The 25,009-nt window shown below is 34.4% G+C and carries 21 protein-coding genes; 18 read left to right on the top strand and 3 right to left on the bottom strand.

Features of this window, described 5'->3' with window-relative positions:
• Positions 1–85: 85 nt before the first annotated feature.
• From efp to BUB96_RS02335, 12 genes are all read left to right on the top strand, one after another.
• Positions 86–643 (top strand): elongation factor P, encoded by a 558-nt coding sequence (gene efp / locus BUB96_RS02390; RefSeq protein WP_073295801.1) that lies wholly within the window; start codon positions 86–88, stop codon positions 641–643.
• Positions 644–670: 27 nt separating this feature from the next.
• Positions 671–1,084 (top strand): Asp23/Gls24 family envelope stress response protein, encoded by a 414-nt coding sequence (locus BUB96_RS02385; protein WP_073295798.1) that lies wholly within the window; start codon positions 671–673, stop codon positions 1,082–1,084.
• A gap of 2 nt (positions 1,085–1,086) precedes the next feature.
• Positions 1,087–1,572 carry a transcription antitermination factor NusB gene (gene nusB, locus BUB96_RS02380; RefSeq protein WP_073295794.1) on the top strand — a complete coding sequence of 162 codons (486 nt, stop codon included), beginning with the start codon at positions 1,087–1,089 and terminating at the stop codon, positions 1,570–1,572.
• A 64-nt stretch (positions 1,573–1,636) separates the two neighbouring features.
• Entirely contained in the window at positions 1,637–2,986 is a 1,350-nt protein-coding gene (xseA, locus tag BUB96_RS02375; protein WP_073295997.1) for an exodeoxyribonuclease VII large subunit, read from the top strand.
• Entirely contained in the window at positions 2,987–3,208 is a 222-nt protein-coding gene (locus BUB96_RS02370; protein WP_073295790.1) for an exodeoxyribonuclease VII small subunit, read from the top strand.
• Between the two features lie 23 nt (positions 3,209–3,231).
• A complete protein-coding gene (locus BUB96_RS02365; RefSeq protein WP_073295787.1) occupies positions 3,232–4,122 on the top strand; it encodes a polyprenyl synthetase family protein in 891 nt (296 codons plus the stop codon).
• Complete coding sequence (locus BUB96_RS02360; RefSeq protein WP_073295784.1) at positions 4,123–4,923, top strand: TlyA family RNA methyltransferase; 801 nt, start codon at positions 4,123–4,125, stop codon at positions 4,921–4,923.
• A gap of 52 nt (positions 4,924–4,975) precedes the next feature.
• Positions 4,976–6,670, top strand: a complete 1,695-nt coding sequence (gene recN / locus BUB96_RS02355) for a DNA repair protein RecN (protein WP_073295781.1) — start codon at positions 4,976–4,978, stop codon at positions 6,668–6,670.
• 313 nt (positions 6,671–6,983) lie between these two features.
• Positions 6,984–8,423, top strand: coding sequence for an NADP-dependent phosphogluconate dehydrogenase (gene gndA / locus BUB96_RS02350; RefSeq protein WP_073295778.1), 1,440 nt, complete (start codon positions 6,984–6,986; stop codon positions 8,421–8,423).
• 170 nt (positions 8,424–8,593) lie between these two features.
• Positions 8,594–9,922: an ISL3 family transposase gene (locus tag BUB96_RS02345; protein WP_073295774.1), complete on the top strand. Its 1,329-nt coding sequence runs from the start codon at positions 8,594–8,596 to the stop codon at positions 9,920–9,922.
• A 512-nt stretch (positions 9,923–10,434) separates the two neighbouring features.
• On the top strand, positions 10,435–11,127 hold the full coding sequence (locus BUB96_RS02340) for a response regulator transcription factor (protein ID WP_073295771.1): 693 nt from the start codon (positions 10,435–10,437) through the stop codon (positions 11,125–11,127).
• Entirely contained in the window at positions 11,124–12,638 is a 1,515-nt protein-coding gene (locus BUB96_RS02335; protein ID WP_084136724.1) for a HAMP domain-containing sensor histidine kinase, read from the top strand. The genes BUB96_RS02340 and BUB96_RS02335 overlap by 4 nt, the downstream gene beginning before the upstream one ends.
• Positions 12,639–12,756: 118 nt before the next feature.
• Here the strand turns inward: BUB96_RS02335 and yidC are convergent, their stop codons facing one another.
• Both yidC and BUB96_RS02325 read right to left on the bottom strand, forming a co-directional pair.
• Positions 12,757–13,728: a membrane protein insertase YidC gene (gene yidC / locus BUB96_RS02330; RefSeq protein WP_159431718.1), complete on the bottom strand. Its 972-nt coding sequence runs from the start codon at positions 13,726–13,728 to the stop codon at positions 12,757–12,759.
• 61 nt (positions 13,729–13,789) lie between these two features.
• Positions 13,790–14,161, bottom strand: coding sequence for an acylphosphatase (locus tag BUB96_RS02325; RefSeq protein WP_084136703.1), 372 nt, complete (start codon positions 14,159–14,161; stop codon positions 13,790–13,792).
• A 183-nt stretch (positions 14,162–14,344) separates the two neighbouring features.
• Between BUB96_RS02325 and BUB96_RS02320 the strand changes: the two genes are divergently transcribed.
• The 5 genes from BUB96_RS02320 to BUB96_RS02300 all read left to right on the top strand — a co-directional run bounded on the left by BUB96_RS02320 (position 14,345) and on the right by BUB96_RS02300 (position 21,837).
• Positions 14,345–16,699, top strand: a complete 2,355-nt coding sequence (locus BUB96_RS02320) for a DNA translocase FtsK (protein ID WP_073295764.1) — start codon at positions 14,345–14,347, stop codon at positions 16,697–16,699.
• Between the two features lie 243 nt (positions 16,700–16,942).
• Entirely contained in the window at positions 16,943–18,022 is a 1,080-nt protein-coding gene (locus tag BUB96_RS02315; RefSeq protein WP_073295762.1) for a BMP family lipoprotein, read from the top strand.
• Positions 18,023–18,216: 194 nt separating this feature from the next.
• Entirely contained in the window at positions 18,217–19,791 is a 1,575-nt protein-coding gene (locus BUB96_RS02310) for an ABC transporter ATP-binding protein (protein WP_143274260.1), read from the top strand.
• A complete protein-coding gene (locus BUB96_RS02305; RefSeq protein ID WP_073295758.1) occupies positions 19,784–20,884 on the top strand; it encodes an ABC transporter permease in 1,101 nt (366 codons plus the stop codon). The genes BUB96_RS02310 and BUB96_RS02305 overlap by 8 nt, the downstream gene beginning before the upstream one ends.
• The gene (locus tag BUB96_RS02300) at positions 20,881–21,837 is read left to right on the top strand and encodes an ABC transporter permease (RefSeq protein WP_073295754.1); all 957 of its coding nucleotides are present in this window, start codon (positions 20,881–20,883) and stop codon (positions 21,835–21,837) included. The genes BUB96_RS02305 and BUB96_RS02300 overlap by 4 nt, the downstream gene beginning before the upstream one ends.
• A 71-nt stretch (positions 21,838–21,908) precedes the next feature.
• On the opposite strand, the gene BUB96_RS02295 is transcribed toward BUB96_RS02300, so the two are convergent.
• Positions 21,909–22,472, bottom strand: coding sequence for a tRNA 5-(aminomethyl)-2-thiouridylate-methyltransferase MnmM (locus tag BUB96_RS02295; RefSeq protein WP_073295751.1), 564 nt, complete (start codon positions 22,470–22,472; stop codon positions 21,909–21,911).
• A 217-nt stretch (positions 22,473–22,689) separates the two neighbouring features.
• On the opposite strand from BUB96_RS02295, the gene BUB96_RS10650 reads away from it, so the two are divergent.
• The coding region (locus BUB96_RS10650) for a muramidase family protein (RefSeq protein WP_143274259.1) at positions 22,690–25,009 on the top strand (2,320 nt) is incomplete at its 3' end.

Raw genomic sequence — 25,009 nt, 5'->3', positions numbered from 1 at the left:
TAGTTTATCATTTATCCTTTTAGTAAAAAGAAGAGATTCATGGTAAAATAAAAAACGAATAAATAATTGACGAAAGTGTGATTAAATGATTTCATCGAATGATTTTAAAAGAGGTCAAACGATTCTTTATAATGATAGTATCTGGCGTGTTGTAGAATTCCAACATGTGAAACCGGGTAAAGGACAAGCTTTTGTACGATCTAAATTAAAAAATCTACGTACAGGTGCTAACCAAGATGTTACCTTCCGTGCAGGTGAAAAAGTAGAGACGGCACATATTGATAAAAATACCATGCAATATTTATATGAGAATGATGGAATGCATATGTTTATGGATACAACTTCTTATGAACAAATTGAGATTCCAACTGCACAAATTGAAGATGAATTAAAATTCCTTAAAGATAATATGGTTGTTGATGTAATTACCTATGAAGGAGAAGTCATAGGGGTTCAATTACCAGCCAAAGTGAATTTAGAAGTAGTTGCTACAGAACCTGGTATTCGTGGAGATACGCAAAGTGGTGGCTCAAAGCCAGCAACACTAGAAACGGGCGCAGTAATTACGGTGCCATTGTTTGTAAATAAAGGAGACCTATTGGAAGTTAATACAGAGGACGGCACATATAGCTCACGAGTATAAATGAGTGTTAATGAAGGGGGATATACAATGATTGGGACTTCAAATAGAAATAATCCATTTGGAGAGATTAAAATATCTACTGAAGTTTTAGAAGTTATTGTTGGTTTTGCAACTCTAGAAGTAAACGGTGTTTATGGAATGAGAGCAAATTTAACAAGTGATTTAAAAACGATCTTTGGTCGAAGCGAACATACAAGAGGCGTCTCGCTTCAAGCAGATGAATTTGGTACATCGGTTGATGTTTATTGTTATTTTAATTATGGGGTAAACGTCCCTTACACGGCTCAAAAAATTCAAGAAAATGTTAAAGAGCAAGTATACCATATGACAGAAATCGAATTAGATGAAGTTCATGTTCATATTGTAGGGATTATTCCTGAAGAAACAACCGCAATTGATGTATTAACCACAAATGATTTAGAATTAGGAGAAGAAATCTAGTGATGACCGTAAGACGTACAATTCGAGTAAAAGCTTTTCAAGCTTTATTTCAATTAAATAATAATTTCCGGATGACTACTGATCAAGCCATTAAACATGCACTGACTTACTCTTTAAATAAAGGGGAAGAAAACATTGATGATTTAGAAGCAATTAAACAAATTCTTCCTGTCAAAGCCGTTGATGATCAAATGGCTGAAGAAAATCTAGCTTATTTAACCGACTTAGTGACGGGTGTCCGAGAAAATCAAAAGTTTTTAGATGAGCAACTTGAAAAACGATTAAAAAATTGGTCTATTCAACGTATTGAGATTACAAATCTACTTATTTTACGGCTTGCTGCTTACGAATTGTATTTTCACGAAGAGATTGATCCAAGAATTGTGATAAATGAAGCAATTGAGATCACCAAGTCATTTAATAATGATGATGCGAGTAAATTTGTTAATGGAGTGCTTCAAGGAATTTTAGATACAAAAGAAGTCTAACCATGGCTTCTTTTTTCTTTTTTTAGAAAAATTGATTGCATCAAGTATGTGGGAGAGGAGGAACATTGTGGAGAAACATTTAACCGTCTCACAATTAACTAAATATATTGCTAGAAAATTTGAATATGATCCTTATCTTGAGAGAGTTTACCTTAAGGGAGAAATTTCAAACTATAATCCTAGAAGAACAGGATTACATCAATACTTCAATTTAAAAGACGAACAATCGATTATATCGGTTGTATTGTTTGCTGGAGCAGCGCGCCGGATTAAATTTAATCCAGAAGATGGAATGAGTGTGATGGTTTCTGGGCGAGTATCGGTTTATGAACGAGGTGGTAATTATCAATTGATTATTGATTCCATGCAGCCTGACGGAATCGGAGCGTTATATTTAGCTTATGAACAAACTAAAGAAAAGTTGGAAAAAGAAGGCTTATTTCATGAATCATTAAAACAACCCATCCCTAAATATCCTAAGCGAATCGGAGTAGTGACGAGTCGAAGTGGAGCGGTCATTCAAGATATATTAACCACAGTTAAAAGACGTTTCCCGATTGCAGAAGTGATCCTGTTTCCAACGGTCGTTCAAGGTGAGCAATCTGCCGATTCAATTGTTGAAAATCTTGAACGAGCGGAAGCTAAGGGAAATATAGATCTTATTATTATTGGACGAGGTGGAGGATCGTTTGAAGATTTGTTTTCATTTAATGAAGAAAAGGTCATTCGAGCGATTTCTAATGCGCAAACACCTATAATTTCTTCAGTGGGTCATGAGACTGACACAACACTAACTGATTTAGTGGCTGACCTGCGAGCACCGACACCAACAGCGGCAGCTGAGCTAGCTGTTCCTGTCCTATCTGAAGAAATAATGAGACTTGAAGAGTATGAACAACGACTTGTGCGGGCTTTTAATGCCAAGTTACAATATCTAACGAGCCAATTAACGAAGGTCACAGATTCAGTCATTTTAAGACAACCGGCAAGGCTTTATGATGGATATTTACAAAATGTAGACCAGTTAGAGACAAAACTGCTTAGTGAAATGCAAATTTATTTAAAAGATTCCAAACAAACGGTTCAATTAATGGAACAACGGATAAAAAGCTTTCCTCTAAAAGCATTCGTTTATGAAAAGAAAACAGCCGTAGACTATGCTGCACAGAAATTGCAAGCAGCTTTAAGCCATTATTTGAAAGAAAAGAACTTTAGATTAATGCAAGCTATTCAAGGATTGGAACATCTCTCGCCTTTGAAAATTTTAGCAAGAGGTTATGCAGTAGTTGAATCCCAGGAAACAATCATTTATTCTGTAAATGATGTAGATAAAGGGGATTCAATAGATATCCAATTAACAGATGGGAAAGTTAAAGCTACCGTAGAAGATACGCTTGAAGAGAGGAGAAATTAAATGGCTGAAAAAGATAAAACATTTGATGAATCTTTAGTAGACCTTGAAAAAATTGTCAATCAATTAGAACAAGGCGATATTCCTTTAGAAAAAGCACTAGATAAATTTCAAGAAGGAATTACCTTAAGTCGGGAATTAAAGAAAACATTACAAGATGCTGAAAAAACATTAGCTAAAGTAGTGACTGAAGAAGGTAACGAAGAATTATTTGAAGAAGAATAGACAAATGAAAATGGAGAAATCATATGGAATTTAAAGCATTTACAGAAAAGTATTTAAATGATTTTAATACATATTTATTGAATCATATTGAAAATAAAAGTAATACTTCTTTAGAAGATGCAATGAATTATTCTCTAGATGCGAATGGAAAAAGATTACGTCCTCTTTTATTGCTAGCTGTTTTAGAATCATTTCATCTACCGATTAAAAGTGGGTATGAAGCAGCCGCTGCTTTGGAAATGGTGCACACTTATTCCTTAATTCATGATGATTTGCCAGCTATGGATAATGATGATTTAAGGCGAGGGAAACCTACCAATCATATCCAATTTAATGAGGCGACTGCAATTTTGGCTGGAGATGCTTTACTCACTCTTGCTTTTGAAGTGTTAACTAAAGGGAATTTAGCTTCAGAAATTAAACTTGCTTTAATTCAAAAGCTAGCTAAAACTTCCGGCTATGAGGGGATGGTCGGCGGCCAACAAGCAGATATTGATGGTGAAAAGAAACGACTGACCATAGAAGACATTGAAAGGATTCATTTTCGTAAAACAGGTGCTTTAATAGAAATGGCCACTGTTTCAGGAGGAATCATTGCCAAGAAATCAGAACCTATCTTAAAAAAATTAGCTAATTTAGCCAACGAAATTGGTATTGCCTATCAAATTCGAGATGATATTTTAGATGTGGTGGCTAGCGAAGAAGAATTAGGGAAGGGAGTAGCGACAGATGCTGCTCTTGAAAAAAGTACTTATCCTTCTTTGTTAGGAATAGAGGAATCTTTTTTGCGCTTAAATCAGCGATTAAAAAAAGCAGAACAGATTATTCTCTCTATTGCAGAAATGGATGAACCATTTCAAACAGATTTACTAATTAGTTTTGTTCATCAATTATCACTTGAGGAGTATAAATAAGTGAAGAAAAAAAGAGTGGATGAGTTACTTCTTGAACAACATTTAATAGAATCAATAGAAGAAGCTCAAGGATATATTTTAGCAGGTAAAGTATTTACTAAAAAAGAAGTAAAAATATTAACGGCGGGGGAAAAACTGTCTGTTGATACAGAGCTATATATTAAAGGGTTAGATAAGAAATATGTTAGCCGTGGCGGTCTTAAATTAGAAAAAGCCATTAATTCTTTTTATTTGGATTTAAGGAATAAAGTTATTTTAGATATTGGCGCTTCTACTGGAGGATTTACGGATGTTTCCCTAAAAAATGGGGCTAAACTTGTTTATGCTTTAGATGTTGGGACCAACCAATTAGCTTGGGAATTACGAAATCATGAACAGGTTGTGGTTATGGAACAAACGAATTTCCGTCATAGTGTTTTAGAAGACTTTCAGGATGGAGTACCTGATTTAGCGACAATTGATGTCTCGTTCATCTCTTTAGACCTTATTTTACCGCCTTTATCTTCTATTTTAAAAGCACATGGTGAGGTTGTAGCGTTAATCAAGCCTCAGTTTGAAGCTGAAAAAGAAGAAGTAGGTGTAGGCGGGATTATTCATGATCCTTTAGTTTATCGAAAAGTATTAGAATATATAATAGATATTGCTAAAGATTCGTCCTTTGCTTTACAAGATTTAACTATATCTCCCATTACAGGGTCAAAAGGGAATACAGAATTTTTAGCTTATTTTATAAAAGAAGGACCTGAACAATCGAACACTGACCGTTTGATTAATGATGTATTAAAAAACTTTGAAAAATAAAATATTCATAAATGATTAGAAAGAAAATAATTTAATTGTTAGGAGGGAAAACGTGTTACTTGAGTTGCATATTCATAATCTTGCAATTATTGAAGATATCTCTTTAAATTTTCATAATGGAATGACCGTACTGACTGGAGAAACGGGTGCTGGGAAATCGATTATTATTGATGCAGTGAGTTTGTTATCCGGAGGACGTGGTTCTGCTGATTTTGTGCGTCATGGGGTAAACAAATGTACATTGGAAGGTCATTTTACGATGCCTAAAAATAATGATTTAAACCATCTTCTTAAACAAGAAGAAATAGAGATCGATCCAGACATCTTAGTGATTCAACGAGAAATTTATCAAAATGGTCGAAGCATCTGCCGTGTCAATGGTTCTATTGTCACTATTGCTACACTTAAAAATATTGGTTCTTTTTTGATAGATATACATGGTCAGAATGAACATCAAGAACTAATGCAGCATGAAAACCATATTTATTTATTGGATCATTTTGGAAAAGAAAAAGTAACTCATCTTTTAAATGAGTATCAAATAGCCTATCAAAAATATAAAGAGACCTTGAAGCGATACAATGAGTGGCAAGCGAAAGAACAAGAAATCGCTCAAAAAATCGATATTTTACGTTTTCAAACCAATGAAATTGAAGAAGCGAGCTTAATGCCGGATGAAGAAGAAGAGTTAGAAGAGGAAGAAAGACGTCTCACCAATTTCCAAACGATTACTGAAGCTCTAACTTTGAGTTATCAAGCTTTACAAGAAGGAGAACCAAGTGCTCTAGAAATGCTTGGAATTGCGATGGATGAAATGAAAGATGTAGCTGATGTAGATCAGACATTAGAAGGTATTTCAGAAACGTTGTCTAATTCATTTTACCAATTACAAGAAGTGGCTAGTGAAATTTTTACGGAATTAGATCAACAAGAATATGATGAGAATCGTTTAAATGAAATAGCTAGTCGCTTAAATCTTATCCAGCAGCTAAAAAGAAAATATGGGAATTCTATTCCAGAAATTCTAGATTATTATGATCAATCAATGGAAGAATTGTCTTTAATTGAAGGTGGAGCACACTCCGTTACTGAATTAGCTGAACAATTAAAAGATTTAAAAGAGGAACTTTATTTAAAAGGAAAACAATTATCAAAGGAAAGAAGATCTGTTGCAAAAAAGCTTGAAGAAGCGATTCATGAACAATTAAAAGCTTTGTATATGGATAAGGTTGTTTTTGTTGTAGAATTTAAAAAGAAACTCGATGAATTATCTGTGGATTCTGCAAATAAAACAGGTCTTGATGCTATCGAGTTTTATATTTCTACCAATCCCGGTGAACCTCTTAAGCCTTTAACACGTATTGCCTCTGGTGGCGAGCTTTCGCGGATGATGTTAGCGATGAAAACAATCTTTGCTCAAGCTCAAGGAATTACCAGTATTATTTTTGATGAAATTGATACAGGAGTAAGTGGGCGAGTGGCACAAGCCATTGCAGAAAAAATTTATTCAATTTCTTTGTATTCACAAGTTCTATGTATTACACATCTACCACAAGTGGCTGCAATAGCGAATAACCATTTATATGTAAGAAAAGAAACACTTGATGATCGAACAACAACAGAAGCCAGTATTCTTTCCGAGAACGATCGCGTAGAAGAATTGGCCCGAATGTTATCCGGAAGTGAAACGACAAAAGCAGCTGTACAAGCTGCAGAAGAACTAAGAAAAAATGCTAAAAGCCTTTAAAATGACAAATAAAATAAGCTACTATCTGCTATTCATTCTAAATCATGCACAGATAAGTAGCCTATTCTCTTGTTTTTAAAGAAGACTGAAAACGACAGATAACACTGGAACTAACATTGCAATAACGACTAAGATGATTAGGGATTTTGCTAATTTATTTTGTTTGTTATTTTTAGACATATTTTTCACCTTTTCTATTCTATAAAATTGTAAGTGAGGAAGAAATTGATGTCAAGTAAGATGAGAAAATCTTTTTAAATAATCCATTATTTGTTATGATTAAAGAGAAAATAAAAGTGAAGGAGAGAATATTTTGAGTAAACAACAAATTGGCGTTATGGGTATGGCAGTTATGGGGAAAAACCTTGCATTAAATATTGAAAGTAGAGGTTATTCTGTCTCCATTTACAATAGAACCACTTCAAAAGCTGAGGCAGTGATTGAAGAACATCCCGATAAAAATTTACATTTAGAAACGACAGTAGAAGAATTTGTAAATTCCTTAGAAAAACCAAGAAGAATTATTTTAATGGTTCAAGCAGGACCTGGAACAGATGCAGTCATCCAACAAGTTTTACCTTTCTTAGATAAAGGGGATGTATTGATTGATGGAGGAAACACATTCTATCAAGATACCATGCGCCGGAATGAAGAACTTGAAGAATCAGGTGTTTATTTTATTGGAACCGGAGTATCTGGTGGAGAAGAAGGGGCTCTTTTAGGCCCATCCATTATGCCAGGAGGCCAAAAAGAAGCGTATAATTTAGTCGCTCCTATTTTAGAACAAATTGCTGCAAAAGCGCCCGCAGATGGTGAACCAACCGTTACCTATATTGGACCAAATGGCGCTGGACATTATGTAAAAATGGTTCACAACGGAATCGAATATGGTGATATGCAATTAATTGCTGAAACGTATCATATTATGCGTAACCTCCTAGATCTTTCCAATGATGAAATAGCTGCTATTTTCAAAGAATGGAATGAAGGGGAATTAGACAGTTTCTTAATTGAACTAACGGCTGATGCTTTAACGAAAAAAGATCCTGAAACAGGAAAGCATGTAGTTGATATCATTTTAGATCGTGCTGGAAATAAGGGAACAGGAAAATGGACTTCCCAAAGTGCACTTGATTTAGGAACACCTCTACCTCTTATTACAGAAGCAGTATTCGCTCGCTATATCTCCGCACTTAAAGATGAGCGTGTTGCGGCCAGTAAAGTCCTTTCTAAGCCAGAGAAAAAAGATTTAAACATCAATAAAGAAGAAGTGATTGAAGAATTACGTGAAGCTTTATACTTCAGCAAACTTATGAGCTATGCTCAAGGTTTCTCGCAAATGAGAATGGCTTCTAAAGAATATGATTGGAATTTACAGTATGGAGAAATTGCTAAAATTTGGCGTGCAGGTTGTATTATTCGTGCTCGTTTCTTGCAAAATATAACGAATGCTTATGACCGAGATCCAAACCTAGCAAACTTATTATTAGATGATTACTTTAATGATATTTCTAAAAAATATCAACAATCTGTTCGAGATATCGTCTCTTTATCAGTTCAAGCGGGTGTACCCATTCCTGCATTTTCTTCCGCAATTTCTTATTATGATTCTTATCGTTCTGAACGATTACCAGCTAATATCATTCAAGCGCAACGGGATTACTTTGGTGCGCACACTTATGAACGAGTGGATAAAGCAGGGACTTACCACTTTGATTGGTATGGGGAAAACGGTGAAGAAGACTGGAGTTAATAAACTCCTAATAAAATAAAAAGAATAAAAGAATAAGATTTATAGGCTCTATAATTTATGGTGTTGATGGATCAATTTTGATTCATTGGCACCTTTTTTTATTTTTTAAATGAAAAAAGGGCCAGGAACCCCTATAATTAAGTTATCAGACAAAACATAGGAGGATTCACATGACCCATACATATATTATACGAAAAACATTAGGAATTAAAGATAAAAACATTACTTTTGAAAAGAAACTAACCGAAGAGAAAATTAAAGGACAAAACCATTTGGTTTATTTTGGGAAGCTAACTTACAAGCCTAAAGGATGTGTAAAATGTGGAGTAGTCAATCATTCAACGGAGGACATCGTTAAAAATGGAACGAAAACATCTACAATCAAACTGACGAATATCAATTTCAAACCTGTTTTATTAAAACTCAAAAAGCAACGATTTTTGTGTCGACATTGTGGGGAAACGTTTATAGCTGAAACAAACTTGGTGAACCGTAACTGTTATATTTCAAACATTATTAAGTCAACTATTTCAATGGAATTAGCTGAAACACAAGCGATGTCTCTTATTGGAAAACATCTAAATGTCTCTTCTCATACAGTATTAAGACAATTGAAAACCATAGATGGATACTCAAAAACTGATTACTCCAACTTGCCTGAACATCTTTCTCTAGATGAATTTAAATCGGTTAAAAATGTGAGTGGAGCAATGAGTTTACTCTTTATTGATGCCAGAACACATAAACCCGTTGATATCGTTGAAAATAGACAACAAGGCTATTTAACTGACTATTTTATGCGTTATTCTTTAAAGGCCAGGTTTCAGGTAAAAACTGTCACAATAGATATGTATTCTCCTTATCTTCAAGTTATTAAGGATTGTTTTCCTCAAGCAGAAATAATTATTGATCGGTTTCATATCGTTCAATTATTGAATCGAGCTTTAAATCAAATACGAATTGAAGAAATGAAAAAAAATCGGTACATTCGACCACGTGACTATCGAAAATTAAAACAACAATGGAAATTAGTTTTAAAAAATGAACCCGACTTGAATTATGAGGACTTTTTTACCCATCGTCTTTATGAAGGGATGGTTAGTGAATATATCATGGTTGAGTACTTATTAAGTATTAGTCCAAGACTTAGAAAAAGCTATGAAATCGTCAATCAATTAAAATGGGCTCTGAAAAACCGGCGGTTTGATCGTTTTCAAGCAATACTTAATGAAGCAAAAGGAAACACGTATCCTCAAAAAATACGAACAGCTTTAACTACATTAGAAAAGTACATAGAAGCCATTGAAAGAGCCTTTATTTATAATTTATCCAATGGACCCATTGAAGGAATGAATAATAAAATTAAAAATATCAAACGATCAGGTTATGGGTATAGGAATTTCAGAAATTTGAAACAACGTATTCTAATCAGCTTTAACTTACTCAATCCTTTGAAACCAGCCAAACCACTGTATTTTGAAGAAATGAAAGCCAGTTAATAGTAATTATTTTATTTAAAAGATTGTTTGGAGTTATTCACTCTGTATAAATAACCACTTATATAAGTATTATGCGTCTTCTGAAGTATGAGTTCGTTAGGATCTTCTATTCATTGCCTAGGCAATGAATAGAAGATCCTAACGAGACACTACGACTACACTTGATAAAAGAATGACACTCCAATGGAGTAAATCGAAAAAATCATAAACTTAATTATAAAAAAAGAGAATACAGTTAAGATACTGTACTCTCAAAATTACCTCATCAACACTATTTGACATAGAACCGATTTATATTAAATGTTGAGTGCTTCTTATAATGATCAAGAAGCACTCACATTTTTTGTGTGAAAATATAGGAACTATAAGGGTTATTCAACGAATGAAAAATGAAATTCTGATGAAAGATAGTTCACTGTAAACATAAAAGTATGCTATGATATGAATAGAAAAATGAGTATTAGATGAAAATAGGAGTTTTTATTATTAAAATAATTGATGGAGGCTATCAGATGAAAAAAATTTTAATCATCGAAGATGAAAAAAACTTAGCTCGTTTTGTAGAGTTAGAGTTAAATCATGAAGGAATTGAGACCGAAGTCTATCTAGATGGGCGTTCAGGTTTAGAAGCAGCCGTGGATGAATCAAAGAAATGGGATTTAATTCTTTTAGATTTAATGTTGCCTGAATTAAATGGGATAGATGTTGCTCGTCGAATTCGCCAAGTAAGTAATGTTCCAATTATGATGATGACCGCCCGTGATTCAGTGATTGACCGTGTTTCAGGGTTTGATCATGGAGCAGATGATTACATTACAAAACCATTTGCTATAGAAGAGCTGCTTGCTCGTATTCGTGCATTAGGACGTCGTATTAATATTGAAAATGAAAAAAATAAAGTAAAACAATCAACTTTAGAATATCGTGACTTAATTATTGAAAAAGAAAATCGAGTAGTTCGTCGAGACAATGTAATTATTGAGCTGACAAAACGTGAATACGAATTGTTAGTAGAACTTATGAGTAATTTAAACGTAGTATTATCTCGTGAAGTTCTTCTTGATCGTGTTTGGGAATATGAAAAAGAAGCGGAAACAAATATTGTAGATGTATACATTCGTTATTTACGTAATAAATTAGATAAGCCAGGTGAAGATAGTTATATCCAAACTGTTCGAGGAATGGGGTATGTGATGCGCACATGATTAGATTATTCAATCGAAAGAAGAGTGGAAAGAAAGATACAGGCTCAACTGTCCGTGTTCGTTGGACATTTTTAACGATGGGTGTTATTTTTCTAACATTTTCGATTTTTTCTTACATTTTATTAAATAGTTTTCAGCGTGTAATGTTAGATAATGAGACAGACGAAATGCGTAACCTGTCGGAAGAACTTCTTACACGTTTCAGCAATCATTATTATCCTTTAACTGAAGAAGCAACCACGTCAATGTTGGATGAGCCTGAGATAGAAACTGGACCAATTCCTGCACCACAGTTTCGAATAGAAAAAAGAGAAGAGTTTGCACCACCAGTTTCTTTAACAAAGGGTGGAATTATTGTAAAAGTTTTTGACCCGGATGAAGATTTAGTTTATCAAACAGACACTAAAAGTTTTCGTTTTCTTCCCAGTAAGGAAGAAAGGGTAACTGAAATTTCAGGACCTTATGGAAAAGCTCTATCCTTAGTCGTTCCGGTGCACTCGACTTATAATGATCGTTTACTTGGATATATCCAAGTCGTCCAGACCCTTAAAGGTTACCATGAAATGACCAATGATCTTCGACAATCCATTATTATTATTGGTTTAATTGCCTTAATTTTTAGTTCTGTAATTGGTGGATTATTGATTAATTCTTTTGTCAAACCCATCACGAACTTAACGACAGCTATGGAATCCATTCAAAAGAATTTAAATTCCGATGTTCGGCTGAATGAAGGAGACAAAAATAATGAGTTCTCTAAATTGGCTCGTACGTATAATGACATGGTTGATCTTATGCAAAAAAACATCACAAACCAAAGAGAGTTCGTCGAAGATGTATCGCATGAGTTACGGACACCGGTTGCTATTGTTGAGGGACATCTAAAGATGTTAGATCGATGGGGGAAAGAAGATCCACAAATTTTAGAAGAATCGATCGACGCCTCTTTAACAGAAACCAAACGAATGAAAACACTAGTCAAAGAAATGTTAGATCTTTCTAGAACAAAAGAAATAGATGTTTATTACAAAAATGAACGAACTAATATTATTGAGCTTTTAAAACAATTAGTTACCAATTTTAAAATGTTGTATCCTGACTTCCAATTTATTGTGGACGATGATGTCAAAGAAGATCTTTTCGTAAATATGTATAGAAATCATTTAGAACAAGTTTTTGTAAATATCTTAGACAACGCTGTTAAATATTCAATGGACAGAAAAGAAGTCCATGTTTCCATCAGTTCCTCTGGAGAACAGGTAGACATTGCTATTCAAGATTATGGCTCTGGGATATCTGAAGAAGATTTAAGTAAAATATTCAATCGTTTTTACCGTGTAGATAAAGCTAGAAGTAGAGAAAAAGGTGGAACAGGTCTTGGATTGCCGATTGTTAAAGAGTTAATCGAAAGTTATGGTGGACAAGTTCACGTAAATAGTCAACTGGATTATGGAACGATATTCCGTATTCAATTACCGGTTATTGAGCCAGAAAGTTTACCAGAAACTTAAACAATAATAAAAACTTCTCTTATATCTTCCTGTTTGTAGGGAGGATATCAAGAGAAGTTTTTTTATAATAAAACCACGTATGTTTTTATATATACGTGGCGACATTTTTTACCTGTTTTTATTTTCGATTTCTTTGTTGCTTTCCAGCGTTGCGGTTTCGGTTGCGATTTTTGTTCTGTTTTTGAATGGAAGGGGAAGAATCAATCTCCTCAGTTGGTGTAACATTACGACGAGCTTTTCGTTTACGTTCCACTTTTTGAACAGGACCCATTTTTTCGCGAACGGCTGCTTCAATTTTGGGTTTGTAATAATATTGATTGAACATTTGTTGACCAATGGTAAATACTCCAGATACTAGCCAATAAAGACCAATACCTGCAGGTCCAGATACAGCAAACATAAACATCATAACTGGTGTAATATACATGGTAGTGCCCGCAGTACCTTGTTGTTCTTCAGGCATTGATTTGATCATCATTCGTGACTGTAAAAGATAGATGATTCCCGTAATAACACCAAGAATAATGCTTTTTTCTCCTAATCCTATTCCTAGAAATGATGCATTTGCAATTTCATTAGAACGTCTTAAGACTTGAAACATCGCTACGAATATAGGCATTTGTAAAAGTAGTGGTAAACATCCTGAAGAAAGTTGACCGCCGATATTAATATCATTTTCACGATAGATTTCCATCATTTCCATATTCAGCGCTTGTTGTTCTGCAGGATCATCTGTTGCCTTAAGTTCTGCTTGAATTTCTTGCGTAACCGGTTGGACAGCGGACATTTTTATTTGTGATTCGATCGTGCCTTTTTGCTGTCTTAAGGTTAAAGGTAAAAGGATCAAACGGAATAGCAGCGTAAAAACGATAATGGCTAAGCCGTAACTCCCTAAAAATTCACCTAGAAAATTTAAAAGTTGTCCTAGCGGAATAATTAAGTAGTTGAAGACAATTTCTGATAAAAATCCTTGAGGGTCACCAGTTTCTTGATCAAATCTCATGCAACCTGAAAGAAAAAGTACTGCACTTAAAAGAGTACCTGTTAGCATGTACTTTTTTATTTTAGTATTTAGTTTACGAGTGTTCACAGTTTTCATTCCAATCTAAAAAAATCTAATACAGTTATAATACATGAATACTCGTTACATTTCAATGGCGTTCACCAAAACCTTCATAGTCAGGAATTGAGTCATCATACTCTACAACGACTTGATCAACAGAAGCACTTGGAGAAGGTCCTTTTGCTAGTTCCTCGATAAATTGCTTTATTTGTTGATCACTACCTAATGCTTCAATATATACAGAACCGTCACTTTCATTTCGAACGATACCACTCACTTTTAATTGGTCGGCTAGGTGTTTAGTTGTATAACGAAAGCCAACTCCCTGTACTACTCCATATACTTGAGCTTTGATTTTAATAGGATCTTTATTTTCTGGCTTTTCATTTTGATAGGTAATTTCACTTGGTTCTTTATCTTCTTGTCTTGAATTAAAAAAATCTCTAAAAATAGAACTCATGGCTTGCACCCCTTTATAGTTTTATTCTTGATATTCATTTTAACTGGTATATGATTAAAACGTCAATCAATACTAATTATCTAAAGGAGCTAAAGATTGCCTGAGAATATTATTTTAAGTAAAAATATGAGAACATTCGTGCTATACTAAAAGAGTAGATTTAAAGAGATTGAGGAGTTAATTATGAGTAAAAAACGTAAACGTGGGCGAAAAAAGAAAAAAGGGTATTCTATTGAAATACTTGGAATTATTATTGTGTTTATAAGTATTTTGGCCATAGGAGAATTTGGCTTTGTGGGAAACTTTTTTGCAAATGTTATTCGAATATTTGTGGGCGATACCTTTCAATTGTTAGCCGTTCTTGTCGGCTTATTAGGTTTATACTATTTATTTGTGGGTACCAATCCAAAGTTCAATTCCCATCGTTTGAGGGGAAGCATTCTTTTATTCGTTGCATTATTAGTAGGCCTTCATCAAAGAGTATTTGCACCGATTATGGATGCAGATGTTAATATTGTCCAAGCCACTTGGCGAAACTTAATGGATTTATTTAGTCAAACCACCAATCCCAAAGATATTGGTGGAGGAATGATTGGCGCATGTTTATATGCAGTTAGTTATTTCTTGTTTGCCAATATTGGCACCTATATCTTTCTTTTATTACTTGTTTTTTTTGGAGTTATGAGTATTGGCCAATTTTCTTATCAAAACCTATTCTCAAAAATGGGTGATGGATTTAAAGTAATGTTCAATGGCTTAAAGAAAGCATTTATTAAAGTTAAAACTACCTTGCAAAAGAATATTCAATTTGAAACGAATGAAAAAGATCAAAAATCAAAGAAAAGCTCAAAAACAAAGAAAACTGCTTCTGTTTCTAATGAAGAAAAAACGCATGAGCAAGAAGTTAAAAAGAGATCTGCTCCTGTTCCAATTGAAGGAATGAAACAAACTTCATTACCTATAGGAGATATTTTACCAACTGAAAATGAAACTGAAAATAAAACGGGAATAGAAAATGATGAACCTGAAGAAGAAAATGGAAATTTAGATATAAACTTTGTTTCTGACGAAGAGAATGAAGATTATAAATTACCACCATATTCATTGTTAGATCATCATGCTTCACCTGATCAATCCAATGAATATACAATTATCGAGCAAAATATTAAAAAACTTGAAGAAACCTTTGAAAGCTTTGGCGTAGAAGCGACAGTCGTTAAGGCTAATTTAGGACCAGCAGTTACTAAATATGAAATTCAACCTGCTACAGGAGTTAAAGTGAGTCGTATTGTGGGATTATCTGATGATATTGCTTTAGCACTGGCTGCTAAAGATGTACGGATAGAGGCACCGATTCCTGGAAAAGCGTTAATTGGTATAGAAGTTCCGAATTCAGAGATAAATATTGTTTATTATAACGAAGTAATGTCTGAATTAAATCAAACAGGAGCTGATCATCCCCTTGATGTTCCTCTTGGAAAAGATATAGGTGGGAATACAGCTATTGCTAATCTATCCAAAATGCCTCACCTTCTTGTAGCTGGAGCAACAGGATCTGGGAAATCTGTAGCTATTAATGTTATTATTTCTAGTTTGTTAATGCGAACTAGACCTCATGAAGTAAAGTTAATGTTAATTGATCCTAAGATGGTGGAATTAAATACGTACAATGGTGTTCCACATCTTTTAACACCAGTTGTAACCAAACCTAAAAAAGCAGCGAGAGCGTTACAGAATGTAGTAGAAGAGATGGAAAAGCGTTATGAATTATTTGCCATGAGTGGTACTAGAAATATTGAATCTTATAATGAACAGGTGCAATTAATGAAAGAATCTGGAGATGAGAATGTTCCAGCCAAACTTCCTTACATTGTAGTAGTTGTTGATGAATTAGCTGACTTAATGATGGTTGCTGCTAAAGAAGTAGAAGATTCGATTATTCGTTTAGCGCAAATGGCTCGAGCAGCTGGAATTCATATGATTTTAGCGACTCAAAGACCTAGTGTCGACGTCATCACCGGCTTAATTAAAGCAAATGTTCCTTCTCGAGTAGCATTTGCCACTTCAAGTGGTACAGATTCACGAACGATTCTTGATCAAAACGGCGCAGAAAAATTATTAGGACGAGGAGATATGCTGTTTTTACCAATGGGTGCCAATAAAACCGTACGAGTCCAAGGGGCTTATATTTCTGATTCAGAAGTTCAAGCCATTACAGATTATGTTAAAAACCAACAAGATCCGAATTACGTAGAAGAAATGATTCCTACTGACGAACCAAAAGTTGGTAATGGACAAAGCGACGATGAGAAGTATGATGAAGCTCTTGAAATTGTTAGAGAACTTGAAACAGCAAGTATCTCTTTATTGCAACGAAGATTACGGATTGGGTATAACAGAGCAGCAAATATTATGGATGACTTACAAGCAAACGGAATCGTAAGTGAACAAGATGGTGCGAAACCTAGAGATGTACTTATAGACAGTGTTGAAGAAGAGGAAGAAATTATGAATCACGAAGATACTCAAACAGAATAGTCACAACCAAACAATAAAGCGAACACTTAAGATAGTTGTTCGCTTTTATTCTGTTTCTATAAGTATTCCTTTTATTTTATTCGACTATGTACCGCTTACATCGTAAAACTCATAATAATAACGTTTACATAAATAAGATTCTTCTTTATTTTTAAATACAACAATGGTATGATGTAGATGAATAAAGTAATAGATAAAATTTGCATAGGATAAATTCTATGTAAAAAATGGAGGAGTTTTTATATGGCAAATTGGAAAAAATTAGCTATGTTTGGAACATCTGCTTTACTCTTAGCAGCTTGTGGTAATGGTGGTGGTACTGACGAGGGTACTGATAATGGTGCAGCACCGGAAGAAGGCGGAGATGAAGATCAGTTCACTATTGCTATGGTAACTGATACAGGTGGGGTAGATGACCGTTCATTTAACCAATCTGCTTGGGAAGGTATGCAAGAATGGGCTGAGGAAAATGATTTAGCAGATGATACCGTTCGTTATTATCAATCTGATACTGAAAGTGACTATGTACCAAATTTAAACAACGCTACAAATGACGACCATGATGTCATCTATGGAATTGGTTTCTTATTAGAAGACCCAATCGCAACAATTGCTGAACAAAATCCAGATCGTATGTATGGAATCGTAGATAGTGCGGTTGATATGGATAATGTTGTTTCATTAAACTTTAATGACCATGAAAACTCATTCCTAGCTGGAATGGCAGCAGCTTTAACAACTGAAACAAATAAAGTAGGATTTATTGGAGGAATTGAAGGTCCAATTATCGACCGTTTCCAAACAGGTTTTACTGAAGGTGTTGCTTACATTGACGACTCTATTGACGTAGATATCCAATATGCGAACAGTTTTAGTGATACTGCAGCAGGACAACAAATTGCCGCAGCTATGTACTCAAACGGTGCAGATGTAATTTTCCATGCTTCTGGAGCTGTAGGTAATGGGGTATTCCAAGAAGCCCGTAACCGAATGGAAGATGGTTCAGATACGGATCTTTGGGTAATTGGTGTTGATCTTGACCAAGAAGCCGAAGGAGAATGGGCCGATGGAAATGTAACCTTAGCTTCAACAGTTAAAAAAGTTGGCCAAGCAATTAAATTATCAGCAAATGCGGCAAAAGAGGGCGACTTCCAAGGTGGAGAAAATATTTCTTATGGATTCGCTGAAGATGGAATCGACTTCACCCGTGGATTTATTGAAGACGATGCTTGGGAACAAATCGAAGAAGCTCGCGAAGAAATTACAAATGGGGACCGAGAAGTAAAAGAATTTACTTATACTGAAGTTGAAGATGCTGAATAATTAATTATTAATACATGGAAAAATTTTTATTAAGCGCCAGTCATCTAGAGTGACTGGCGCCTTTTTAAACAAAGTAATTCTCTAATTACCTTGCATTTTAAAGCGATGTTGTTAATAATTACAATATAAATTGCATAAGAAATGAAAAAATAAGTTTATTCGAAAAAGAGAATGTATATAAAGGAGGAATTCGTTTGGCTACATCTGATGTTGTCGTTGAAATGCGAAATATTGTAAAGCAATTTGGCGAATTTAAAGCAAATGATGATATAAATCTTGAAGTCCGTAAAGGAGAAGTTCATGCACTATTAGGAGAGAACGGTGCTGGAAAATCTACTTTAATGAATGTTTTAACAGGTTTGTTAGAGCCTACTAAAGGAGAAATAAGAATTAATGGTGAACCGACTGTGATTGATTCACCTGATAAAGCAGATAGCTTAGGAATTGGAATGGTTCATCAACATTTCATGTTAATTGATAAATTTTCAGTTGCTGAAAATATCATGCTTGGAAATGAAGAACATAAAATGGGTGTTATTGATGCAGATACCACAGCTAAAGGAATTTTAGAATTATCTGAAAGATATGGATTAAAAGTAGACCCATATGCTAAAGTTGAAAATATTAGTGTAGGACAACAACAGCGTGTAGAAATATTAAAAGCATTATATGGTGGAGCAGATATTTTAATTTTAGATGAGCCTACAGCGGTATTAACACCTCAAGAAATTGACGAATTAATGAATATTATCCGAGCACTTGCGGATGAAGGAAAAGCAATCATTTTAATTACTCATAAATTAGATGAGATTAAGCAAGCGGCAGACCGATGTACTGTTATTCGTCGAGGCAAAGGAATTGGAACGGTGGATGTTGCCGATACCTCTCAACAAGAGTTAGCAGATATGATGGTTGGAAGATCTGTTAGTTTTACAGTAGAAAAAGGACCTGCACATCCAAAAGAAGTTATTTTGTCTGTAGATCATTTAGTTGTTCAAGATGTTCGAGGTTTAAATGCCGTAAATGATCTGAGTTTTCAAGTACGACAAGGTGAGATTCTTGGAATTGCTGGTGTAGATGGGAATGGACAATCAGAATTAATTCAAGCCATTACTGGGCTTAGAAATGTTGAAGAAGGTTCAGTAAAAATTAATGGAAAAGATGTTACGAATCGAACACCACGTAAAATTACTGAATCAGGATTAAGTCATATACCAGAAGATCGACAAAAATTTGGCCTTGTTTTAGATCTGAATCTAGAAGAAAATTTAGCACTGCAATCTTATTATCACAAACCATTAAGCGACAACGGAATATTAAAATATGATGCTTTTGCTAATAATGCAGAAAGATTAATTGAGGAATATGATGTACGTACTCAATCACAAAAAGATCCTGCTCGTTCACTTTCAGGAGGGAATCAGCAGAAATTGATTATCGCACGAGAAGTAGACCGAGATCCTGATCTATTGATTGCTGCTCAACCTATACGTGGTTTGGATGTTGGAGCGATAGAATTTATTCATAAGCGTTTAATCGAACAACGCGATAATAATAAAGCCGTATTATTAATGAGCTTTGAATTAGATGAAATAATGGATGTCTCAGATCGTATAGCTGTGATGTATGGAGGAAAAATCGTTGATATCGTGGATGCAGAGAAAACTTCAGAGACTGAACTTGGCTTATTAATGGCAGGAGTTAGTAGAGAAGAAATTGAAAGACAAAAGAAGGAAAAGCAATTAGAGGAGGTTGGAAACAATGGTTGAAGTAAAAACGGATAGTTTACTAAAGAAATTATCAGTACCTCTTCTAGCTGTATTGTTTGGTTTCTTAGTTGGGGCCATTGTGATGTTGGTGTTTGGATATAATCCAATTGATGCTTATTCACATATGATAATAGATGTTTTTGCAAACCCCTATTCAATCGGAGAAGCTTTAACACAAGCTACTTTACTTGTATTCACAGGGCTTGCTTTTGATATTGCAAATAAAGCTGGTTTCTTTAATATTGGGCTTTCGGGTCAATTTTTAATTGGATGGCTAAGTACAATTATTTTTGCTCTCCAATTTCCAGATTTACCAAGAATCGCTCTTGTTCCATTATCCTTAATAGCTGGAACGCTCGGAGGAGCTTTATATGCAGGAATTGCAGGTTTCTTAAGAGCTTATTTTGGAACAAGTGAAGTAATTGTAACCATTATGTTAAACCATACCATTTTACAAATTTCTAACTACTTAACAAACTTTGTTATTGGGACAAGTAGCCGTACAGAAAAGGTTAGTGAAAATGCAAGTTTATCCCTTGAATGGTTAACAGAGGTAACGAACTACTCCAGACTAAATATTGGATTTTTTATTGCAATAGTTGCTGTAGTGGTATACTGGTTTTTCATGAAATATACAACTACTGGATTTGAAATTAAAGCAGTTGGTTTAAATCCAGATGCTTCGAGATATGCAGGGATGAGCGATAAGAAAAATATTATATTATCGATGTTAATTAGTGGAGGCCTTGCAGGATTAGGCGGAGCTATTAATGGATTAGGAACTTTTGGAAACCTATTTGTATTAGGAGCTTTACCTAATGAAGGATTTAACGGAATTGCTGTAGCGTTATTAGGATTAGGAAATCCAATCGGTATTGTCCTTTCTGCATTTTTATTTGGTGTTTTAAATACAGGAGCTTCTTTTATGTCCTCTCGTGCAGGAGTACCAGATGAAATGGCAGTTATTGTAACAGCTTCAATTGTATTCTTCGTAGGGGCTTATTACCTAGTGGAATGGATTTTTGAAAAAATTGGTTACAGAAGAGCACAAGGTCCACATAGTACAGAAACTGAAGGAGGGACAGAACAATGAGTGTGATAGGAATTTTACAACTACTGGTTACTAGTTCTTTAATGTATTCAGCTCCTTTAATTTTTACGGCTATAGCCGGTGCTTTCTCCGAGCGCAGTGGGGTTGTAAATATCGGATTAGAAGGAATTATGGTGATGGGAGCTTTTTCATCAGCCATATTTAATATTATGTTTTTTGATACCTTTGGGAACTCCACTCCTTGGATTGCTATGGTATTTGGAGGAATTGTTGGATTGCTATTTTCGCTTCTTCATGCAATAGCTACAATTAATTTGCGTGCAGATCATGTCGTTTCTGGTACTGCACTTAACTTGTTAGCTCCTGGTTTGTCTGTATTTCTAGTCAGGGTAATCTATGGAAGAGCTCAAACAGGACCTCTAAAACGTTCATTTGGAATTACCTCTTTTCCAATCTTAAAGGATATTCCTGTGATTGGTAAGATTTTCTTTACGAGTGTGACCCCATTAGGGTATCTTGGAATTCTGACGGGTATACTTGGCTGGTTTGTCCTTTTCAAAACGCCATTTGGTTTACGACTGCGAGCAGTAGGAGAACATCCAGTTGCAGCAGAATCTGTGGGGATTAATGTCTACATGTATAAATATGCAGGTGTATTAATTTCAGGATTTTTAGGTGGAGTTGGAGGAGCTATTCAAGCTCAAGCTATTGTAAATGAATTTGGAGTATTAACAGTAAGTGGACAAGGTTTTATGGCTATGGCGGCCATGATCTTTGGTAAATGGAATCCAATCGGTGTTACTTTTGCCGCTATTTTCTTTGGTTTTGCACAAAGTTTATCTCGTGTAGGTCACTACATACCCATTATCCAAAATGTTCCAACTATTTATTTACAAATTTTACCTTATGTATTAACCATTATTATTTTGGTTGCTTTCTTAGGTAAATCTGAATCACCAAAAGCATTAGGAAAACCATATATTAAAAGTAAATAACATGATAAAGATTAAAAAAAGAGACTCGTATTCAATAGATGTTTAAAGAATACAAGTCTCTTTTTTGATGGTTATTTTTTCTCGACAATATATAAATAAGGTGGGAAATTTGCTTGATTTATATATTGATACATTAAGACATTATATCTTTTTTGAGGTAATTGAGAGACTAAAGAGTCCACGGCTTCTTTCTCTTCTAATCCGCCTTCATGACCAGAATAAACCATAATGGAAAGAACTCCTTGTCTTCGAAGATAGTTTAATGATTTTTTAATGGCTGTAAGAGTTGTTTTAGGTTTAGTGGTAATCGATTTATCACCTTTAGGTAAATAACCTAAATTAAATGTTACAGCACTAATTTTTTCGTCTTCTTCTAGGTATTGATCGATATTCTCGTGACCATCATTAATTAATTCAACTTGTGGTCTTTGTCCAGTTAGGAGTAATTTATCTCCCGTAGCTTTAATCGCTTCGTTTTGGATATCGAAACCATACACTTTTCCAAGAGGTCCAACAAGTTGAGCCAGTAACAATGTATCATTTCCATTTCCAACGGTTGCATCTATCACATGATCACCTGAAATAATAGTATCTTTGAGTACTTCGTGTGAAAACTTTAAGGGTTGTTGTAACATTAACTTGCCTTCTTTCTTAAAATAAATGCTTTTTATCTATTGAGAGCTAATATATTTAGCAGAGAGTGGAACATGCGTTTATTAATATTATTACATTTTAATGACAAATAGTAAAAAAAATTAAAATTAGAACATTTCACAAGCTATTCCAAGTATAATATATGAATAAAGAAATTATTTTATTTTATATCGAAAATTTAAGTAAAGGATGGGGAATATGGAAGCTGACCACAAAAGTAAAGATTTAAACAAGTTTACTCAGAAAAGAAAACATAGCTACATACCACTATCTGCTAGTATTATTGCTAGTGTTTTATTGGCAATGAATCCTAATTATAAAGTTCTTGCTGAAGATAATGAAGAAAACGACGATTTGTTAAAAATAAAAGCTTTACATGAAGATTATCATTCTCTATTAAAGAATGCAACAGAGTCCGAGACTGAAACACAGGAAGAAAATGAAGAAGAAGCCTCTGAAGACGAAGCAGTCGATTTGATTTCAGACAATGAAGAGATTCAAATGATTAAGACTAATTTATTATTAGCCATTGAAAAAGTTGAAAGCTCAGAATATGCAAATCAACTTCAAGCCGACAATTTAACAGTAGAGAAATTAGACCTGATTTTTGAGTCTCTAATTACAGACTTGATTAATCAAGAAGAAGCTGAAGCTGCAAAAAATGTTGACGATGACCTCGAAGATTCTACAGATTTAGAGGAACCTGAACAAGAAGAAACAGAAGATACCGAAGAAGACTCTACAGATTTAGAAGATACCGAAGATTCCGAAGAAGAAGCCTCTGAAGATTCTACAGAATTAGAGGAACCTGAACAAGAAGAAACAGAAGATGCAGAAGAAAATTCTACAGATTTAGAAGATACCGAAGATTCCGAAGAAGAAGCCTCTGAAGATTCAACAGATTTAGAGGAACCTGAACAAGAAGAAACAGAAGATACCGAAGAAGACTCTACAGATTTAGAAGATACCGAAGATTCCGAAGAAGAAGCCTCTGAAGATTCTACAGAATTAGAGGAACCTGAACAAGAAGAAACAGAAGGTACTGAAGAAGATTCTACAGATTTAGAAGAACCTGACCAAGAAGAAACAGAAGATACCGAAGATTCCGCAGAAGAAGACTCTGAAGATTCTACAGAACTAGAGGAACTTGAACAAGAAGAAACAGAAAATACTGAAGAAGTAGAACAAAAAGAGGCAGAAAAAGCTGAAGAAAAAGAGAAAAAAGAAGCTCAAAAACAAGAAAAACCTGTAAAAAAAGCTGCTGCAACACCTAAAGTGGCTTCTCTTGCAAAAACGAGCACGAGTCAAGAAACAATATCTTATACTGTTAAAACAGGCGATACTTTAAATAAAATTGCCAAAAAATTTGGTGTTAGTGTATCATCACTAGTTTCATTAAATAATATAAAAAATCAAAACAAAATAAATGTTGGCCAAACCTTATTAATTAAAGGTTCTAAAGATGATTTAGGAGATATCGGTAAAAACTTAACAAATTCAGAATTTATTAACATTATCGGAGAACATGCGAGCAAAATCGCTAAAGATAATAATTTATATGCTTCCGTCATGGTGGCTCAAGCTGCACTTGAATCTGGATTTGGTGGTAGTTCTTTATCCTCAGCTCCAAACTACAATCTATTTGGAATTAAGGGCTCTTATAATGGCCAATCCGTAACCATGAAAACATGGGAAAATATTAATGGGCAAAATGTCACAGTAAATGCGAAATTCAAAAAATACCCAAGTTACTTAGAATCCTTACTTGATAATGCCTATCTTTTAAGAAATGGAACATCATGGGATCCAAAATATTATTCAGGCACTTGGTTAGAAAATGCTAAAAATTATAAGGAAGCTACAGCATGGTTAGAAGGGCGATATGCAACAGATCCTGCTTATGCCAGCAAATTAAATAATTTAATTGCCACTTATAATTTAACTCGTTTTGACTCAGAACTTGTTGGAGGAGCGACTCCACCAACTGATGAAGATAAAAACGAAAAACCTTCAACGGGCGATAAAGATGTAACCCCATCTACAGGATCAACTTATACTGTAAAAAGTGGTGATACATTAACACATATCGCAGCAAAATATAAAACAAGTGTGTCAGAACTTAAGAAATTAAATAACTTAAAGTCTGATCTAATCTATGTCGGTCAAAAGTTAAAGGTGACAGGAAGTAGCTCTTCCTCAAAACCAGAAACTAAACCAACGACACCTGCCCCATCTACAGGATCAACCTATACTGTAAAAAGTGGCGATACTCTATCACATATTGCAGTAAAATATAAAACCAGTGTATCAGAACTTAAAAAGCTGAATAACTTAAAATCTGATTTGATCTATATTGGCCAAAAATTAAAGGTGACAGGAAGTAGCTCTTCTTCAAAACCAGAAACTAAACCAACGACACCTGCCCCATCTACAGGATCTACTTATACTGTAAAAAGTGGTGATACATTATCAGGTATTTCAGTAAAATATAAAATGAGTGTGTCCGAACTTAAGAAGT

It is taken from the genome of Atopostipes suicloacalis DSM 15692 (genome assembly GCF_900129085.1).
Classification (GTDB): Bacteria; Bacillota; Bacilli; order Lactobacillales; family Carnobacteriaceae_A; genus Atopostipes; species Atopostipes suicloacalis.
The sequence above is the reverse complement of the archived record's forward strand: the minus strand, read 5'-3'. Positions and strand labels throughout refer to the sequence as shown.

Coding starts and splice junctions, on each gene's coding strand:
- efp (WP_073295801.1), top strand. CDS start 86: ATGATTTCATCGAATGATTTTAAAAGAGGTCAAACGATTCTTTATAAT.
- BUB96_RS02385 (WP_073295798.1), top strand. CDS start 671: ATGATTGGGACTTCAAATAGAAATAATCCATTTGGAGAGATTAAAATA.
- nusB (WP_073295794.1), top strand. CDS start 1,087: ATGACCGTAAGACGTACAATTCGAGTAAAAGCTTTTCAAGCTTTATTT.
- BUB96_RS02370 (WP_073295790.1), top strand. CDS start 2,987: ATGGCTGAAAAAGATAAAACATTTGATGAATCTTTAGTAGACCTTGAA.
- BUB96_RS02365 (WP_073295787.1), top strand. CDS start 3,232: ATGGAATTTAAAGCATTTACAGAAAAGTATTTAAATGATTTTAATACA.
- BUB96_RS02345 (WP_073295774.1), top strand. CDS start 8,594: ATGACCCATACATATATTATACGAAAAACATTAGGAATTAAAGATAAA.
- BUB96_RS02340 (WP_073295771.1), top strand. CDS start 10,435: ATGAAAAAAATTTTAATCATCGAAGATGAAAAAAACTTAGCTCGTTTT.
- BUB96_RS02335 (WP_084136724.1), top strand. CDS start 11,124: ATGATTAGATTATTCAATCGAAAGAAGAGTGGAAAGAAAGATACAGGC.
- BUB96_RS02325 (WP_084136703.1), bottom strand. CDS start 14,161: ATGAGTTCTATTTTTAGAGATTTTTTTAATTCAAGACAAGAAGATAAA.
- BUB96_RS02320 (WP_073295764.1), top strand. CDS start 14,345: ATGAGTAAAAAACGTAAACGTGGGCGAAAAAAGAAAAAAGGGTATTCT.
- BUB96_RS02315 (WP_073295762.1), top strand. CDS start 16,943: ATGGCAAATTGGAAAAAATTAGCTATGTTTGGAACATCTGCTTTACTC.
- BUB96_RS02305 (WP_073295758.1), top strand. CDS start 19,784: ATGGTTGAAGTAAAAACGGATAGTTTACTAAAGAAATTATCAGTACCT.
- BUB96_RS02300 (WP_073295754.1), top strand. CDS start 20,881: ATGAGTGTGATAGGAATTTTACAACTACTGGTTACTAGTTCTTTAATG.
- BUB96_RS02295 (WP_073295751.1), bottom strand. CDS start 22,472: ATGTTACAACAACCCTTAAAGTTTTCACACGAAGTACTCAAAGATACT.